The sequence below is a fragment of the Pseudonocardia lutea genome (assembly GCF_042658055.1).
Classification (GTDB): domain Bacteria; phylum Actinomycetota; class Actinomycetes; order Mycobacteriales; family Pseudonocardiaceae; genus Pseudonocardia; species Pseudonocardia lutea.
On record NZ_JBHSQK010000007.1, the window covers coordinates 85,561 to 100,816 of the forward strand.

Below are 15,256 nucleotides of genomic sequence, written 5' to 3' on the forward strand. Positions count from 1 at the left end.
CCTCGGTCCGGTCCGTCCCGGCGTTAGCCCGGCGGCTGCGCCCGGTTCTCCTTCGCCGGGCGGATGGTGCCGCTGACCTCGCCGAACCCGATGCGGGTGCCGTTCGGGCCCGGCGCGGTGGCCGAGAGGGTCACCTCGTCGCCGTCGAGCAGGAAGGTGCGTTCCTCGCCCTTGACGACGACCGGCTCCTTGCCGCCCCAGGTGAGCTCGATGAACGCCCCGCGCTGGTGTCTGTCGGGTCCGGAGATGGTGCCGGAGGCGAACAGGTCCCCGGTGCGGGCCGAGGCGCCGTTGACGGTCATGTGGGCGAGCATCTGCGCCGGGGACCAGTACATCTCCCGGTACGGGGGCCGGGAGACCTGCTCGCCGTTCCACTCCACCACGAACTCGATGTCCAGGCCCCAGTCCTGGCCGCCGCGCAGGTACTCCAGGGGCTGCGGGTCCTGCCCGGGCAGCGGCACCCGCGCCGCCTCCAGCGCCGCCAGGGGCACCACCCAGGGGGAGATCGAGGTGGCGAAGCTCTTGCCCAGGTGCGGGCCCAGGGGCACGTACTCCCAGGCCTGGATGTCGCGGGCGGACCAGTCGTTGACCAGCACCGCCCCGAACACGTGCCGGGCGAACTCGTCCACCCCGATCCGGTCGCCGAGCGGTGAGCCGACGCCGACGAGGAACCCGAGCTCGGCCTCGATGTCCAGCCGCCGGCTCGGCCCGAAGCTCGGTGCGGGCTCGTCGGGGGCCTTGCGCTGCCCGCACGGGCGCACGATGTCGGTGCCGGAGACGACCACGGTGCCGGCGCGGCCGTGGTAGCCCACGGGCAGGTGCTTCCAGTTCGGCATCAACGGCTCGGCGTCGGGCCGGAACAGCCGGCCGAGGTTCGACGCGTGGTGCTCGGAGGCGTAGAAGTCCACGTAGTCGGCGACCTCGACGGGCAGGTGCAGCCGCACGTCGGCGGCCGGGTGCAGGGCCGTGTCCGGCAGGTCCCCGGCCACCAGCTGTGTGAGCCGCTCGCGGACCTGCGCCCAGCGCGCCGGGCCCTGGGCCATGAACGGGTTGAGCGACGCGGCCGCGAAGACCGGGTCTGCGAGGACCACGGACAGGTCGATCACGGTGTCCCCCAGCCGCGTCCCGACCCGCGGGCGGCCGTCGTCGACGGAGAAGATCCCGTAGGGCAGGTTCTCCACGCCGAACGGCGAACCGTCGGGGATCTCGACGACGCTCACGACGACGCTCCTTCCGGGACCGGGGCGGGGACGGGTGCGGTCAGCACGCCGAGTGCGAGGAGCTCGTCGCGCGGGTCGGTGATGCTGCAGGTGCCGAACGAGGTGAACGCCGCCCGGGCCCGGGCCACCCGGACCGGGTCCAGGCCGCGGACCAGTCCGGCGACAGTGGCGCCGTCGCGTTCGGCGAGCAGCGCGCGGGCTTCGGACTCGGTTCCCCCGGCGGCGAGGGCGTCGGTGGCCAGCAGCAGGGTGAGGAAGCCGTGCTGCTCGAACCCGGTCTCGGGGTCGGTGTTGCGCACGGCGTGGTGCAGCCCGGCGGTGGCCTTGAACGGCACCCCCGCCGTCACGACGGCCGCGACCGCCGCGGCCAGCTCGGCCTCGTCGGGATACAGATCCGCCCGGACCCCGCCGGTGCGGAACTTGGCCCGGTACCGGCCGTGCTCCCCGGAGGCCAGTGCGTCCAGCACCGCGACCCGGCGCGGATCGCGCGGCACCTCGACGAAGACGTCCAGGTCCCCGGCCCCGTCGAGCCCGGCGGCGAGCCGGTCGAGGAACGCGGGCGTGGCCAGGTCCTCGGGCATCGCGACCTCGACCGCGCGCAGCTCCACCGGTAGCTCCGCGCAGGCGCCCCGCACCGCCGGGAGATCCGCCGGCCCGCCGGGCAGGGTCACCGACAGCGGCAGGCGCGCCTCCCGCGGGAGCAGTGGTCCGAGCCCGGGCAGCGCGGACGCGGCCAGCACCAGTGGCCCGACCAGCCCGGCGTACCAGCTGTCCTGCCGGTCGCGGTACGCGCGCACCGCGTCGGGCAGCGGCGCGAGGCCGGGCGGGAAGACCGCGGCGTCGTCGCACAGCCCGGCGACGACGGCCGGTACGGCCCCGGCGATCCGGCCGGTCACGAGCCCGGTCCGCGCCCGGCCCAGGTCCAGGCGTAGGCGTCGTCCTCGGCGGCGATGCCGCCCTCGCCCAGCTCCATCGGCCGGAACGTGTCCACCATGACCGCGAGCTCGTCGAAGAACTCCACCCCCAGCGAGCGCTCGATCGCGCCTGGCTGCGGGCCGTGGCTGTGCCCGCCGGGGTGCAGGCTGACCGAGCCCTGCCCGATCCCGGAGCCCTTGCGCGCCTCGTAGCTCCCGCCGCAGTAGAACATGACCTCGTCGGAGTCCACGTTGGCGTGGTAGTAGGGCACCGGGACCGCCAGCGGGTGGTAGTCCACCTTGCGCGGCACGAAGTTGCAGATCACGAAGTTCTGCCCCTCGAACACCTGGTGCACCGGCGGGGGCTGGTGCACCCGCCCGGTGATCGGCTCGAAGTCGGCGATGTTGAACGTGTACGGGTACAGGCACCCGTCCCACCCGACGACGTCGAACGGGTGGGTCGGGACGACGTAGCGGGTGCCGACCACCCCGCGCGAGCCGCGGTGTTTGACCAGCACCTCCACGTCCGTGCCCTCGACCACGAGCGGCTCGGTGGGCCCGTGCAGGTCCCGCTCGCAGTACGGCGCGTGCTCGAGCAGCTGCCCGTAGCGCGACAGGTACCGCTTGGGCGGCGCGATGTGCGAGTTCGCCTCGATCACGTAGAGGCGCACCGGCTCCGAGCCGGTCGGGACCCAGCGGTGCGTGGTCGCCCGCGGCAGGAGCACGTAGTCGCCCTGCACCGCGTTCAGCACCCCGAACACCGTCTCCACGGTCGCGGTGCCGGACTCGACGTACACGCACTCGTCGCCCACCGCGTTGCGGTACAAAGGCGAGGACTCCCCCGCCGCCACGTACGAGATCCGCACGTCGCCGTTGCCCAGCACCAGCCGCCGCCCGGTCACCGCGTCCACGGCCTTCCAGTCCTCGCTGGCCAGCCGGTGCAGCTGCAGGTGCCGCGGCACCAGCGGCCGGTTCTCCCGGGTCGACTGGTCCGGCAGCTCCCACGCCGTGGCGTCGACGATCGCGGAGGGCACCCCGCTGTGGTAGAGCAGCGAGGAGTCCGAGGAGAACCCCTCCTCGCCCATCAGCTCCTCGTGGTGCAGCCCGCCCGCGGCGGTGCGGTGCTGGGTGTGCCGCTTGGGCGGAACGTCACCGAGTCGCCTGTAGAACGCCATCGCGGTTCTCCTTCCGGGTCGGCGACGGGCCGGCGCCGCGCGGCCGTGCGGCACGGGCCAGCGCCGCGGCGAGGTCGTCGCGTGTCAGGTGCGCCGGGCCGGCGACGACGGCGGCGACGTGGGCGTCCGGGCGGACGACCCACACCTCGTCGGGCCGGGCGGCCAGGGTGGTGGTGAGGGTGCCGTCGGGGTCGATCTCATCGAGGGCCAGGACCCGGACGGGGCCGGGTGCGGCGGCAACGGCCTCCCGGACGGCGGCGAGGTCGACGTCGGCGCCGGTCAGCAGCAGGAACCCGGCGCGGGCCAGGGCCCGGACCCGCCCGTCGGTCGTCGCCGTGGTCCGGACCGGTGCGTCGGGCAGCAGGACGCCCGGCCCGGCCGGCGGGACCTGGCCGCGCGGCGGGCGGCCGGCGAAGGGGCGCCGCGGGTCCGCCGTGGTCAGCGGGGAGTCGACGTACCAGAACGGCTCGGACAGCCGGCCCGAGTCGACCCGGCCGCGGGCCTCGGGGTCCGTCGCCGCGCGGGTGAGGACCTCGGCGCGGTGCCGCGCGCGGGCCTCGTCCGGCGGGACGAGGAAGTCCATGGTCGCGGTGGTGACCGCGATGTTCTCGACGGCCGCGGCGTGCCGCTCGGTGTGGTAGCTCTCCAGCAGCTCGTCGTCGGCCCAGCCGTGCCCGACGTAGGCGATCTTCCAGGCCGCGTTCTCCGCATCGCCGACCCCCGAGTTCAGCCCGCGGGCCCCGAACGGCGAGACGAGGTGGGCGGCGTCGCCCGCGATCAGGATGCGCCTGCACCGCATCCGGTCGACCACGCGGGAGTGGAAGCGGTACACCGACTTCCACACGATCTCGTGAGGCCGGTCGCCGATGATCGCGCGGATCCGCGCGTCCAGGGCCCCGGACGCGACCTCGACGTCGAGGTCGTAGTCCGCGGGGACCTGCCAGTCGATGCGGAAGGTCGAGTCCGGGCACGGGTGGATCAGCACCTGCCGGCCCGGGTTCCACTCCGGGTCGAACCAGAACCGGCGCTCGCTGGCCCAGCCGGGCAGGTCCGCGCGGATGTCGCAGATCAGGAACCGGTCGTCGAAGGAGTGCCCGTCGAAGCTCACCCCGAGCAGCGCGCGCAGCTCGTCGCTGCGGGCGCCCGCGCAGACGACGAGGTAGGAGCCGCGCAGCTCCCGGTCGTCGGCGAACCGGACGGTGACGCCGGAGCCGTCCTGCTCCACGTGGACGACCCGGTGGTCCCACCGCAGGTCGACCAGCGGCTCCGCGGCGATCCGCTCGTCGAGGATCTCCTCGGTGCGGGTCTGGGAGATGTTGACGAAGGGCGGGAACGCCGACCGGCCGGGGTCGGCGAACTCGACCGCGAACAGCTCCCGGTCGCGGTGGAAGGTGCGCGCCGTGGTCCAGGTGACGCCCTCGTCGGCGATCCGGCGGCCCGCGCCGACGGCCTCCCAGACGTCGAGCACGTCGCGCTGCTGACAGATGGCCTTGGACCCGACCCGGTCGCGCTCCGGGCGCTGGTCGAGCACGACCGTCGGCACGCCCCAGCGGGCCAGCAGCAGGGCCGTCGTCTGCCCGACCGGGCCCGCGCCCAGGACGAGCACCGGCTCGGCGGGCCAGGCGCCCGGCGGAACTGCGGTGGTCATCGGTACTCCCGTCGTCGCGAGTCCTGTGCGGGTCAGCCCTGCAGCTGCGCCCAGACCTCCTGGTCGCGCTCGGCGGTCCAGATGACCGGGCGTTCGACGCCGGACAGCTCGTCCCACAGCCGGGAGACGTCGAAGGGCAGGCAGTGCTCGAAGATCGGCCAGTGCCCGTAGTCGTCGACCAGGGCGGCGTGCGTGGCCTCGAAGGCCTCCTTCAGGGTGCCGCCCCGCTCCTGCACCGCGCCCACCTCGCGGATCATGACCTGCAGGAACCCGCGGGTCTGCTCGATCGCCGCGTCGACCTCGGCCCGGCCGCGGCTGACCGCGCCGCGCCCGCCGACCAGCTGCTCGGCCCCGAGCGCCTTCACCCGGTCCAGCGTCGCACCGGCCCAGTCGCGGTGGAAGGCGTCGCCCGTGTAGAGCGCGGCCTGCGCCTCGACAAGGTCGCCGGCGAAGAGGATCCGATGGCGGGGCAGCCAGGCGGTGATGTCGCCCTCGGTGTGCCCGCGGCCGTGGTACTGCAGCACCAGGTCCCCGCGGTCGCCGCCGAGGTCGATGGTCAGCCGGTCGGCGAAGGTCAGCGTCGGCCAGGTCAGCCCGGGCACCGAGTCCGCCGCCTCGGCCAGCCGCGGCATCCGCGCGAACTCGCTCTCCCAGTCCTGCTTGCCGCGTTCGGCCACCAGGTCCTTGGTGATCTCGTGGGACACGATCGTCTCCGCGTCGAAGGCGCTCGCCCCCAGCACCCGCACCGCGTGGTAGTGGCTCAGGACGAGGTAGCGGACGGGCTTGTCGGTGTGCTCGCGCAGCCTGTCCAGCCACTTGCGCGCGGCGACCGGGGTGGCCAGCGCCTCGAAGCAGACCAGGAAGTCCTCCCCCTCGACCGCCCCGATGTTCGGGTCGCCCTCCGCGGTCAGGGCGTAGACGCCGTCGGCGAGGACCTCGAGGGTCTGCTCCTTGGCCGCGGTGTCGGCGGAGGAGGCGAAGGGCTTGGCCATGGCAGCCGTCCTTTCGTGGAGAGCGGGACGGGAGGCACCACGGTGTGCATCGATGGCCCTTCCCGTCGTCGGGAGGTCTCGGGTCCCGACCGTCGCGAGCGACGATCAAAGGTTTGATTACCTGAGGGACGGTAGGGCCTCGACGCCGTGAGCGCCAGCACCGACGGGCGCTCCGACACCAATGGAGCAGTGGCGCACGCACCGCCGGAGCCGTCAGCCCCGCGGTCCCCGTCACGGTGCGTGGGGCAGGCGGGCGCGCTGCACACCCGCTCGGGCGCGACACGTCCGGGCAGACCCTCTACACCCGTCGTCGCGGTGTCGCACAGTCGCGGGGTGCGCGACACATCCCGTCGACCGGGTGTGAGGCGCCTGGTGGGGCGTGTCGCCGCACCCGCTCCCGTGGCGCGGTCCCCGCTCGGCACGACCCGACCGCCGAGATCGCGGTACGGACCCGAGATCGCGGTACGGACTTCGGGCCGGCCTCGCACACCCGCGGAGGCACGGCACACCCCGTCGACGGGATGTGGGAGCGATCTCCCGGGTGTGCGCCGGCGCCCCAGCCGGTGCGGCGCGCTCGACGGGGTGTGGCGCGTCCGACGGCGTGCAAGGCGGGGGGTGGGCTGTGCCGCCGGCGCGCAGAGCCCTCTCACCTGCACGAACGCGGCAACAGGAATGATCTGGAGACAGCGCCGCACCCGTTCCGCCCGGAGCCCGGGCGACCTACCGTGGCCTCGGCGGCGACCCGTCCGCACCGTCACCGACCGGGAGCGAGGACCATGAGCACCCCGCACGCGCACGAGCACAGCCACGGGCAGACCGCGCACACGCACGAGCACGTCGAGCACGACCACGAGCACGTCGAGCACTCGCACTCGCACACCCACGACGGCGAGACGCACGAGCACGCCCACGTGCACGACGCCGCCGCCGAGCAGGTGCACGAGCACGCGCACTGACCGGTCCCCGGCCGCGCGCCCGTGGGGCCCGGGTCAGCCCTCCTGCCGCCAGCGGGCGGCGTAGCGCTCCTCCTGCTCGCGCCGCTCGTCGGCGTGCGCCTCGTCGCGGACCGAGGCGGCGCCGCCCTGCGGGTAGCCGGCCTTGACCGCCCGGTGCTCGGCCGACTCGTACATGTAGGCGAACGAGTAGAAGTAGCCGATCAGCAGGCCGCCGAGCACCGCCATCGCGCGCACCCAGGACTCACCGGGGATGAACACGTAGAGCAGCACCGCGATCGGCGCCAGCTGGACGGTCGCGCGGGCGACGTGCCGCCACCGCCAGCTCGGCGCGGTCACGTCGTGCAGCACCCACTCCTTGTGCCGCGGGGGCAACCCGGCCCCGTACGCGTAGAGGAGCCATCGCAGCGGATTCGGCCTGACGATTCCGGACATCACCCTCACCCCAACACTTTGCGCACCAAGGATCGTACACTGGCCGCGTGGGTGACACGGGACGACGTGACGAGGGAGACCTCGCGACCGCCGACGGGACCGACCTGCTCAAGCTCGACCGGCAGGTGTGCTTCGCGCTGGCCGTGGCGGCGCGCAACGTCATCGCGCTGTACCGGCCGCTGCTCGAGCCGATGGGTCTCACGCACCCGCAGTACCTGGTGATGCTCGCACTCTGGGAGCGTTCGCCCCGCTCGGTCACGGACCTGAGCACCGCGCTCGCGCTCGATCCCGGCACGCTGTCCCCGCTGCTCAAGCGGCTGGAGGCGGCGGGCTACGTGACGCGGCGGCGGGTGGAGGGCAACGAGCGCATGCTCGCGGTCGGCCTCACCGCGGAGGGCCGGGCGCTGCGTGCCCGGGCCGAGCGCATCCCCCCGGCGATCATCGAGCGGCTGGGGATGCCGATCTCCGACCTCGAGCACCTGCACGCCGTGCTGACCGAGGTCATCGCGGCGACCAAGGCGACCCCGGACGGGGATTGACCCGCGCCCCGGCCCCACCTCCCACGTCGGTGGTGCGGCAGCGGATCGAGCTCCTGGGTCCGACCCCGACGGACGGCGCGACAGTGTGCGTGGCCGGGACCACATCTGAAGGAATGTTCAACCGTTGACCTGATCCACGCGCACGCCTTACCGTCCGACGGTCCGGGAGAAGGATCGACGGAGGAGCGGGACGTGCACATCGCCGAGGGCTATCTCCCACCCCTGCACGCCGCGGCGTGGGCCGTCGCCTCGGCCCCCTTCGTGGTGCACGGGGCGCGGGCGGTGGTGCACCGGGTCCGCGCGGACCCCGACTCGAAGCTGCTGCTCGGCGCGGCCGGCGCCTTCAGCTTCGTGCTGTCGGCCCTGAAGATCCCCTCGGTCACGGGCTCGTGCTCGCACCCGACCGGCACCGGGCTCGGGGCGGTGCTGTTCCGACCACCCGTGATGGCGTTGCTCGGGACGATCGTGTTGTTCTTCCAGGCCGTGCTGCTCGCGCACGGGGGGCTCACGACGCTCGGGGCGAACGTCTTCTCCATGGCGATCGTCGGGCCGTGGGTGGCCTACGGGGTCTACCGGCTCGTCCGGCGGGCGGGCGGCGGCCTCGGGCTCGGGGTGTTCCTCGCCGCGGCGCTCGGTGACCTGGCGACCTACTGCGTGACGAGCGTGCAGCTCGCCCTCGCCTTCCCCGACGCCCAGACCGGCATCGGCGGCGCCGTCGTGAAGTTCGGCTCGATCTTCGCGATCACCCAGATCCCGCTCGCGATCAGCGAGGGGCTGCTGACCCTGCTCGTGGTGCGGCTGCTGGTCCGGGTCGGCCCGGACGAGCTGCGGCGCCTCGGGGTGCTGCCCCGCCCGTCGGCCTCGTCCACCGGGGGGTCCACCGGGGGGTCCACCGGGGGGTCCACCGGGGGGTCCACCGGGGGGTCCACCGCGAAGGAGATCGGCGCGTGAAGCGCTCGACGCTGGTCAACTGGCTGATCGTGCTGGCGGTCGTGGCGCTCGCCGCGCTCCCGGTGCTGTTCGTGCAGGGCGAGTTCGGGGGCGCCGACGGCCTCGCCGAGGAGGCGATCACCGAGTCCCACCCCGACTACGAGCCCTGGTTCGGCTCGATCTACGAGCCGCCGTCCGGCGAGATCGAGTCCGGGCTGTTCGCGCTGCAGGCCGCGATCGGCGCGGGGATCGTCGGCTACTACTTCGGGGTGGCGCGCACCAGGCGCCGGCTCGCCCGCGACACCGCCCAGCCGGAACGCCCCGCCGCGGACCCCACCTGATGCTGCCGCTCGACACGGCGGCCTACACCAACCGCTGGCGACCGCGGCACCCCGGGGAGAAGGCGCTGCTCTCGCTCGGCCTGCTGGTCCTGACCCTGGTGCTGCCGACGTGGCCGGGGGCGGCGCTCACCGGCGGCGTCGCGCTGGTGCTGGTGCTCGGCCCGGCCGGGCTGGCGGTCCGGGTGCTGTGGCGGGCGGTCCGGGTGCCGCTCGGATTCGTGCTGACGGGGATGCTGCCGCTGCTGGTGTCGCTCGGCGGCGACCCGTGGCTGCGCTGGGAACCCGCCGGTCTCCCGCAGGCCGCACAGCTGGCCGGCCGCGCGGTCGCCGCCCTGCTGTGCCTGCTGCTGTTCGCCGCGACGACCCCGCTCGCCGACCTGCTGCCCCGGCTGAACCGCCTCGGGGTGCCGCCCGCGGTCACCGAGGTCGCCGCGCTGACCTACCGCTTCCTGTTCCTGCTGCTCGAGTCCCTGCGGGCGGTCCGCGACGCGCAGGCCGGCCGGCTCGGCTTCCGGACCTGGCGCACCTCCTACCGCTCGCTCACCGGGCAGGGCGCGGCCGTCTTCGTGCGCGCCTTCGACCGGGCCCGACGGCTGGAGCAGGGGCTGGCCTGCCGTGGCTACACCGGCTCGCTGCGCGTCCAGGCGCAGGCCCGCCCGCTCTCCCCCGCCTTCGTCGCATCGACCTGCGTGCTGCTCGGCGCCGTCGTCGCGGCCACGGCCCTGCTCACCGCGCGATGAGGCCGCCGATCCTGCGGGCCGACGGGCTGGTCTTCGGCTACGAACCCGACCGCCCGGTGCTCACCGGGGCGACCCTGGACCTCCACGAGGGCCACCGCCTCGCCGTGCTCGGCCCCAACGGCGGGGGCAAGACGACGCTGTTCCGGCTGCTGCTCGGCCTGCTCGCGCCGGGCGAGGGCCGGGTGCTGCTCGACGGCGAGCCCGTCCGCCGCGACCGCCGCGGCCTGACCCGGCTGCGCGAGCAGGTCCAGCTGGTCCTGCAGGACCCCGACGACCAGCTCTTCGCCGCCGACGTCGCGCAGGACGTGTCGTTCGGCCCGCTCAACCTCGGCCTGTCCCCCGCCGAGGTCGGCGTCCGGGTCGACGCGGCGCTCGCCGCGCTGGGCATCGCCGACCTCGCCGACCGCCCCACGCACCTGCTGTCCTTCGGGCAGAAGAAGCGCACCGCGATCGCCGGGGCCGTGGCGATGCGCCCGCGCCTGCTGGTGCTCGACGAGCCGACCGCCGGCCTGGACCCGGCCGGCGTCGAGGAGCTGCTCGCCACCCTCGACGAGCTGCACCGCTCCGGCACCACGGTCGTCCTGTCCACCCACGACGTCGACCTCGCCCACCGCTGGGCCGACGAGGTCGCCGTCGTCGCCGAGGGCCGGGTGCGGGTGGCCCCGGTCGACGAGGTGCTCGGCGACGCCGAGCTGCTCCGCTCGGCGAGGCTGGGCCCGGCGTGGGCGCCGGGGGTCCACCGGCTCCTGCAGGCCCTGGGCGCGCCCGCGCGCCCGCGCACCCCGGCCGAGCTGTACGCGGCGCTCGCCGACCTCGGTGTCTCCGTATCCGTCTCGCCCGGTCCGTCACCGGGACGCTGACCAGGGTCCCGACCGGACCGGAGTGGCCTCCGTCCTCCCGCGGCGGGCCGTTGGCCCCTGCTGACCACGTGCGGGACGGGGGACCGTCGGCCGGCGGACCCGACCGGCCAGGTCGGCCTCCCGCGGCGGAGCACGAACGGGGCGCCCCCCGTCCGGCTCCGGGCCCGGTCGCCTCGTCGGGCGACCGGGCTGAGTCGCGCCGACCCGTTGCACACCCTGCGTGACCCGACAGGGCCGAACGACGGAGACGGGCCGGGCGGCCAGGGGGCGACGCCGCCCGACCCGTCACGCTCCGTATCGCCCAGGTCGCTCGCGGTGTTACCGGCCCCGACGGCTCCTCTTACGCGGTCATTTCCGCACCGGCCGGCCGGCGGCCGCGGCGATCCCGACGACGGCGAGCACGACGGCCAGCGCCCCCAGACCGGCGGCGACCGACGCGGCCGCGGCCACCGCCCCGAGGAGCAGCGGCCCGCCGGCGTCGCCCAGCTCGCGCCCCACCTCGGCCGAGCCCATGGTCTGGCCGAGGCGCTCGGGCGGCGACGACGCGGCCAGCGAGGCGAAGGCGACCGGGGTCGCGACGCCGACCCCGAGCCCGATCACGACGGCCGACGCCACCAGCGCCCCGATGCCCGTGACCGTCGCGGCCAGGACGAAGCCGGCGACGAGCAGGGCGAACCCGGCCGCCAGGGCGGTCCGCGTGCTCAGCCTCCCGCGGTCGTGGGCCCGGCCGGCCCGCGGCTGGACCAGCGTGGAGGAGAGCGCCAGGCAGGCCACGACGGCACCGGTCACGATCACGCTCAGTCCGGCTGCCGTGCCCAGCGCGGGCAGGAACCCGACGGCGGTCGCCAGCGCCGCGGTCGTCCCTGCGAGCGCCGCGGTCGGGCGCAGGAACGCCGGTGCGCCGAGCCGGCGGGCGAGGTCGGCCACCGTCTGGCGCTCCCGCGGCAGCGGCGGGAGCGCGGGGACGGCCAGGGCCACCCACACCGTCACGACCGCGGCGATCGCGGCGAGGAGGACGAACAGGGCCGTGAACCCGGACAGCGCGATCACCACCCCGCCGAGCAGCGGGCCGCCCGTGTAGCCGAGGCCCTTCCACGCGCCGTAGGAGCCGAAGACCCGGCCCTGGCGGCCGCCGGAGCCCAGCCGCCCCACCATCGCCCCGGCGGCCGGCGAGAAGGCCGACGCGGCCGCCCCCTGCCCGAGCCGTGCCACGGTCAGCGCCACGGCGGAGCCCGGCCCCGACGCCATCCCTCCGAGGAGCGCCACGAGCGCGTAGCCGAGGGACACCACGGCGAACGCGGCGAGGCCGCCCAGCAGCACGCGTCGCGGGCCCCACCGGTCGGCGAGCGAGCCGAACACCGGCTTGAGCAGGACCTCCGCACCGTCGTACACGGCGAGGACCAGGCCGAGGGCGAGCACGGACAGCTGCCCCGACCCGGTCTCCGCGCCGGCGCCGGTCGCGACGGCGTGCGAGCCGAACGCGGTGACGAACCCCGCGGCGTACAGCGGCAGGAGCACGGCCCGGCGGGGTCCGGGCCCGGCGGGCGGGGCGCCCGCCGCCGGGGCGCCCGCGGTCGCGGTCTCCCGGCCGTCGCCGGGCTGGGCGGGGGTGTCGGCCATGCGCGACGGCGTTCCCTTCCTGCGTCGGCCCACACGGGACGGTGGGCCGGGAGCGGGGCCGACCGTACTGGTGGGGTGGCCGGTGCGGGAGACCCGCTCAGCCGCCGTCGCGGTCGTCCAGCGGCAGGAACAACGTCATCACCGGCGGGCTCTCCCGCGAGACGACCACCCGGCCGCCCTGGTCCCCGGCCAGCCGGGTGGCGAGCGGGAGGCCGATGCCGGTGCCCGTGCCGAGGCCGTCGGGCGGCGCGCCGGGGCCGGGCGGGCGGCCGCGCTCGGGCTTGCCGTTCGCGAACCCAGGCCCCTCGTCGCCGACGTCGACGGCCACCGCGTCGCCGACCTCGCGCAGCCCGACCCGGACGGCGCCCTCGCCGTGGCGCACGGCGTTGTCCAGCAGCACGGCGAGGACCTGCTCGACGGCGGTGCGCGAGCCCACGACCGCGGGCACCCCGTCCGGCTCTCCGCTCCCGTCGAGGTCGAGCTCGAGGCTCCGCCCCTCCGCGGCCAGCCGGGGCCGGTAGGTCTCGGCGACCTCGTCCAGCACGGCGGGCAGGTCGACCGGGCCCCGCCGGTCGCCGCCCCGGGCGCGCGCCAGCCTCAGCAGCTCCTCCACGGTGCGGGTCAGCCGCTCGGTCTCCGCGACCGCGGCGTCGAGGGCGGTGCCGACGTCGGCCCCGGGGTGCGCGCGGGCGTCCGCCCGGGCGTTCTCGAGGCGCAGCCGCAGCGCCGCCAGCGGTGTCCGGAGCTGGTGGGACGCCTCGGCGGAGAAGGCCCGCTCGCGGGCGAGGAGGTCGTCGAGCCGGGCGGCGGTGGTGGTGAAGGCGCCGCCGAGGGCGTCCACCTCGGCGAGTCCCGCCCGCGCCGGCCGCACGCTGAAGTCGCCCTCGCCCAGCCGCCCGGCCAGGACGGCCAGGTCCTCCAACGGCTGCGCGAGCCGCCGGGCCTGCCGCCGGGCGATCACCCACGCGGCGGCCAGGACGAGCGCGGCCAGACCGAGCATGCCCAGCCAGAGCGGGACCAGGGCCGTGTAGACCGCCGAGACCGGGTGCGCGGCGCGGACCGCACCGACGATCTCGTGCTCGCCCATCACCGGGACGATCGCGACCAGGTCGCCGCCCCGCTCCGCGACCCGCGGGCCGCCGCCGGCGAGCACGGCCATGACGTCCCGGTCGGCGGTCGGGGCGCCGTCGCCGACCGCGAGCAGGCCGTCGGCGTCGAACAACGCGAGCGACGTCCCGGGCGGCTCCGCCACGGGCAGCACGGCGGGGATCCGGTCGTGCGCGAGGTCGGTGAGCACGGCCGCGGCGGTGAGGTCGGCGAGCCGCTGCAGCGCGACGCCCTCGTCGGCCACGGCGTACCGGGCGAGCCCGAGGCCGAGCGGGACGCCGAAGAGCGCGACGGCGATGGCCGCGATCGCCACCGACAGCGAGACGATCCGGGTGCGGACGCGCGCGGCACCTTTCACGGTCACCCCCCAGCCCCACCGTCACCCCGGCCCCACCGTCACGCCCGGCCCCGCGGAGCGACCACCCGTCGTCGACGTCGCGGAGGGCTGCAGGCTAGGACGTCGGCGGCTCGAGGCGGTAGCCGTGCCCGCGCAACGTGTGGATGCGGGGCAGTCGGATCCCGGCCGGGAACCCGGACAGCCGCCGGCGCAGCGCCGCGACGTGCACGTCCAGTGTCTTGGTGGAGCCGCCCCAGTGGTCGTCCCACACGTCGGCCATCAGGGTGCGGCGGCTCAACGCGGCCCCGGCGTCGCGGACCAGCCGTTCCAGCAGGTCGAACTCCTTGGCCCGCAAGGTCACCTCGCGCCCGGCCACGAGCAGGCGACGCTCCCGCAGGTCGAGCTCCAGGTCACCGAGGCGCACGGGATCGCCCGGCGAGCCGGGCCGCACCCGGCGCAGGTGGGCGCGGACCCTGGCGAGCAGCTCCTCCCGCCGGACGGGCTTGGTCAGGTAGTCGTCGGCGCCGGCGTCGAGCCCGACCACGACGTCCATCTCCGCGCCCCGCGCCGTGAGGATGACGACCACGGCGTCGGTGGGCAGCGCCCGCAGCGAGCGGCAGACCCGGATCCCGTCGATGTCGGGCAGGCCGAGGTCGAGCAGGACGAGGTCGATCGGCTTCCCCGCGCCGGCGTGCTCGAGCGCGGTGCGGCCCGTCCGGGCCCACACCACCTCGTGCCCGTGCTGCGCGAGGCTCTCGACCAGGCCCTCCCCCAGGCCCCGGTCGTCCTCGACCAGCAGGATGTGTGCCCCCACGAGGCCATCATCCCCGGTCGCGGCCGGTTCGCCGGCGGATTGTGTGGCCGAGCTGAGAGGCCGGTTAGCCGACGGCAAAATCTCGCCCGGCGGGGCCGGCAGGTCTTGCCCACGCCCCCCGCTCGTCGTACACACGGACCTGGTGGAAGGTTCCCCCCGTCCACCTGACGGGCCGGGCGCCGCCCCCCAATGATCGTGCGGCCCCGGCCCCACGACCTCCGTGCCCCGGGCCCGTCCCGGCCCGGTCAGCCGGCGGGTGTGGTCGGCTGGAGCACGGCCTCGACAAGCGCCTCGGTCCGCAGGTGCGTGCCCTTCTGGTACTCGGGGTCGCGCACCATCTCGGAGAACGCGCGGCGGCTGGGGTAGTGCACGAGCAGCACCGCGTCCCAGTCCTGGCCCGCCTCGGCGACGACGGGGGCGTGGCCGTACCCGAAGTAGACGACCTCGGCGCCGAACCGGGCCGACGTCGCGCGGAAGTGGGCCACGTACTCGTCGTAGCGGGCCCGGCCGCCCTCGGCGAAGCGCAGCAGGTTCAGCATCGTGACGGGTCGGTCGGGCGCCTCCGCGAGGAAGGCCTTCATGTCCGGGCCGGTGGGGTCGACTGCCATGGGGTCAGTGTGGCGGATCGTCG

General features: G+C 75.5%; 16 protein-coding genes. 6 read left to right on the forward strand and 10 right to left on the reverse strand.

Annotated features, from left to right (window positions below):
* Positions 1-23: 23 nt before the first annotated feature.
* From fahA to ACFQH9_RS03385, 5 genes are read right to left on the reverse strand one after another with little or no spacing between them, the layout of a single operon-like run.
* Positions 24-1,220 (reverse strand): fumarylacetoacetase, encoded by a 1,197-nt coding sequence (gene fahA, locus ACFQH9_RS03365; RefSeq protein WP_379564052.1) that lies wholly within the window; start codon positions 1,218-1,220, stop codon positions 24-26.
* Positions 1,217-2,116: a hypothetical protein gene (locus ACFQH9_RS03370; protein ID WP_379564054.1), complete on the reverse strand. Its 900-nt coding sequence runs from the start codon at positions 2,114-2,116 to the stop codon at positions 1,217-1,219. Before ACFQH9_RS03370 ends, fahA begins: the two co-directional genes overlap by 4 nt.
* Positions 2,113-3,309, reverse strand: a complete 1,197-nt coding sequence (locus tag ACFQH9_RS03375) for a homogentisate 1,2-dioxygenase (RefSeq protein WP_379564056.1) — start codon at positions 3,307-3,309, stop codon at positions 2,113-2,115. The genes ACFQH9_RS03370 and ACFQH9_RS03375 overlap by 4 nt, the downstream gene beginning before the upstream one ends.
* Positions 3,284-4,957: an FAD-dependent monooxygenase gene (locus tag ACFQH9_RS03380; RefSeq protein ID WP_379564058.1), complete on the reverse strand. Its 1,674-nt coding sequence runs from the start codon at positions 4,955-4,957 to the stop codon at positions 3,284-3,286. The genes ACFQH9_RS03375 and ACFQH9_RS03380 overlap by 26 nt, the downstream gene beginning before the upstream one ends.
* 32 nt (positions 4,958-4,989) lie before the next feature.
* Entirely contained in the window at positions 4,990-5,949 is a 960-nt protein-coding gene (locus ACFQH9_RS03385; protein WP_379564060.1) for an MBL fold metallo-hydrolase, read from the reverse strand.
* A 776-nt stretch (positions 5,950-6,725) separates the two neighbouring features.
* Between ACFQH9_RS03385 and ACFQH9_RS03390 the strand changes: the two genes are divergently transcribed.
* Positions 6,726-6,905, forward strand: a complete 180-nt coding sequence (locus tag ACFQH9_RS03390) for a zinc transporter Slc39a7 (protein WP_379564062.1) — start codon at positions 6,726-6,728, stop codon at positions 6,903-6,905.
* Positions 6,906-6,938: 33 nt separating this feature from the next.
* Here ACFQH9_RS03390 and ACFQH9_RS03395 read toward each other — a convergent pair whose 3' ends face one another.
* On the reverse strand, positions 6,939-7,337 hold the full coding sequence (locus ACFQH9_RS03395; RefSeq protein WP_379564064.1) for a DUF5313 family protein: 399 nt from the start codon (positions 7,335-7,337) through the stop codon (positions 6,939-6,941).
* A 47-nt stretch (positions 7,338-7,384) separates the two neighbouring features.
* Here ACFQH9_RS03395 and ACFQH9_RS03400 point away from each other — a divergent pair, with 47 nt between their 5' ends.
* From ACFQH9_RS03400 to ACFQH9_RS03420, 5 genes are all read left to right on the forward strand, one after another.
* Positions 7,385-7,876, forward strand: coding sequence for a MarR family winged helix-turn-helix transcriptional regulator (locus tag ACFQH9_RS03400; protein WP_379564066.1), 492 nt, complete (start codon positions 7,385-7,387; stop codon positions 7,874-7,876).
* 192 nt (positions 7,877-8,068) lie between these two features.
* Positions 8,069-8,827 (forward strand): energy-coupling factor ABC transporter permease, encoded by a 759-nt coding sequence (locus ACFQH9_RS03405; protein ID WP_379564068.1) that lies wholly within the window; start codon positions 8,069-8,071, stop codon positions 8,825-8,827.
* A complete protein-coding gene (locus tag ACFQH9_RS03410) occupies positions 8,824-9,147 on the forward strand; it encodes an energy-coupling factor ABC transporter substrate-binding protein (protein WP_379564070.1) in 324 nt (107 codons plus the stop codon). Before ACFQH9_RS03405 ends, ACFQH9_RS03410 begins: the two co-directional genes overlap by 4 nt.
* The gene (cbiQ, locus tag ACFQH9_RS03415) at positions 9,147-9,887 is read left to right on the forward strand and encodes a cobalt ECF transporter T component CbiQ (RefSeq protein WP_379564072.1); all 741 of its coding nucleotides are present in this window, start codon (positions 9,147-9,149) and stop codon (positions 9,885-9,887) included. Before ACFQH9_RS03410 ends, cbiQ begins: the two co-directional genes overlap by 1 nt.
* Positions 9,884-10,747 carry an energy-coupling factor ABC transporter ATP-binding protein gene (locus ACFQH9_RS03420; RefSeq protein WP_379564074.1) on the forward strand — a complete coding sequence of 288 codons (864 nt, stop codon included), beginning with the start codon at positions 9,884-9,886 and terminating at the stop codon, positions 10,745-10,747. The genes cbiQ and ACFQH9_RS03420 overlap by 4 nt, the downstream gene beginning before the upstream one ends.
* Before the next feature lie 348 nt (positions 10,748-11,095).
* On the opposite strand, the gene ACFQH9_RS03425 is transcribed toward ACFQH9_RS03420, so the two are convergent.
* The 4 genes from ACFQH9_RS03425 to ACFQH9_RS03440 form a co-directional block, all read right to left on the reverse strand.
* Positions 11,096-12,367 (reverse strand): MFS transporter, encoded by a 1,272-nt coding sequence (locus ACFQH9_RS03425; RefSeq protein ID WP_379564076.1) that lies wholly within the window; start codon positions 12,365-12,367, stop codon positions 11,096-11,098.
* Between the two features lie 97 nt (positions 12,368-12,464).
* The gene (locus ACFQH9_RS03430) at positions 12,465-13,838 is read right to left on the reverse strand and encodes a sensor histidine kinase (protein ID WP_379564078.1); all 1,374 of its coding nucleotides are present in this window, start codon (positions 13,836-13,838) and stop codon (positions 12,465-12,467) included.
* Positions 13,839-13,926: 88 nt separating this feature from the next.
* Positions 13,927-14,625 (reverse strand): response regulator transcription factor, encoded by a 699-nt coding sequence (locus tag ACFQH9_RS03435; protein WP_379564080.1) that lies wholly within the window; start codon positions 14,623-14,625, stop codon positions 13,927-13,929.
* A 245-nt stretch (positions 14,626-14,870) separates the two neighbouring features.
* Complete coding sequence (locus tag ACFQH9_RS03440; RefSeq protein ID WP_379564082.1) at positions 14,871-15,233, reverse strand: DUF1330 domain-containing protein; 363 nt, start codon at positions 15,231-15,233, stop codon at positions 14,871-14,873.
* Between the last annotated feature and the right edge of the window lie 23 nt (positions 15,234-15,256).

What these genes read in the sequence shown, in the direction of transcription:
- ACFQH9_RS03425 (WP_379564076.1), bottom strand. Translation starts at nt 12,367, where the DNA reads ATGGCCGACACCCCCGCCCAGCCCGGCGACGGCCGGGAGACCGCGACC.
- ACFQH9_RS03390 (WP_379564062.1), top strand. Translation starts at nt 6,726, where the DNA reads ATGAGCACCCCGCACGCGCACGAGCACAGCCACGGGCAGACCGCGCAC.
- cbiQ (WP_379564072.1), top strand. Translation starts at nt 9,147, where the DNA reads ATGCTGCCGCTCGACACGGCGGCCTACACCAACCGCTGGCGACCGCGG.
- ACFQH9_RS03395 (WP_379564064.1), bottom strand. Translation starts at nt 7,337, where the DNA reads ATGTCCGGAATCGTCAGGCCGAATCCGCTGCGATGGCTCCTCTACGCG.
- ACFQH9_RS03380 (WP_379564058.1), bottom strand. Translation starts at nt 4,957, where the DNA reads ATGACCACCGCAGTTCCGCCGGGCGCCTGGCCCGCCGAGCCGGTGCTC.
- ACFQH9_RS03440 (WP_379564082.1), bottom strand. Translation starts at nt 15,233, where the DNA reads ATGGCAGTCGACCCCACCGGCCCGGACATGAAGGCCTTCCTCGCGGAG.
- ACFQH9_RS03375 (WP_379564056.1), bottom strand. Translation starts at nt 3,309, where the DNA reads ATGGCGTTCTACAGGCGACTCGGTGACGTTCCGCCCAAGCGGCACACC.
- ACFQH9_RS03420 (WP_379564074.1), top strand. Translation starts at nt 9,884, where the DNA reads ATGAGGCCGCCGATCCTGCGGGCCGACGGGCTGGTCTTCGGCTACGAA.
- ACFQH9_RS03385 (WP_379564060.1), bottom strand. Translation starts at nt 5,949, where the DNA reads ATGGCCAAGCCCTTCGCCTCCTCCGCCGACACCGCGGCCAAGGAGCAG.